The sequence below is a fragment of the Pelosinus sp. sgz500959 genome (assembly GCF_042610375.1).
Classification (GTDB): domain Bacteria; phylum Bacillota; class Negativicutes; order DSM-13327; family DSM-13327; genus CTSoil-075.
The window spans coordinates 1-569 of sequence record NZ_JBGJZL010000057.1 but is presented as its reverse complement, the minus strand read 5'-3'; the positions used below and the strand labels follow the sequence as shown (position 1 = coordinate 569).

Genomic DNA, 569 nt, shown 5'->3' with positions numbered 1-569 from the left:
AATTCGAAGGTGTGAACTGAAGCCCCAGTAAACGGCGGCCGTAACTATAACGGTCCTAAGGTAGCGAAATTCCTTGTCGGGTAAGTTCCGACCCGCACGAAAGGTGTAACGACTTGGGCACTGTCTCAACGAGGGACCCGGTGAAATTGAAATACCTGTGAAGATGCAGGTTACCCGCGACTGGACAGAAAGACCCCATGGAGCTTTACTGNGGGCACTGTCTCAACGAGGGACCCGGTGAAATTGAAATACCTGTGAAGATGCAGGTTACCCGCGACTGGACAGAAAGACCCCATGGAGCTTTACTGTAGCCTGACATTGAGTTTTGGTAAATGATGTACAGGATAGGTGGGAGACTGCGAAGTGTGTACGCTAGTATGCATGGAGTCATTGTTGGGATACCACCCTTTATTTACTGGAATTCTAACTTGAGCTTTAACACAGCTAAGGACAGTGTCAGGTGGGCAGTTTGACTGGGGCGGTCGCCTCCGAAAATGTAACGGAGGCGCTCAAAGGTTTCCTCAGCGCGGTTAGAAATCGCGCGAAGAGTGCAAAGGCAGAAGGAAGCT

General features: G+C 50.5%; 1 rRNA gene. It reads left to right on the top strand.

Annotation, left to right across the window (positions count from 1 at the left end):
- Positions 1-569: ribosomal RNA gene (locus ACAN52_RS21965) — 23S ribosomal RNA — on the top strand; the annotation flags it as partial.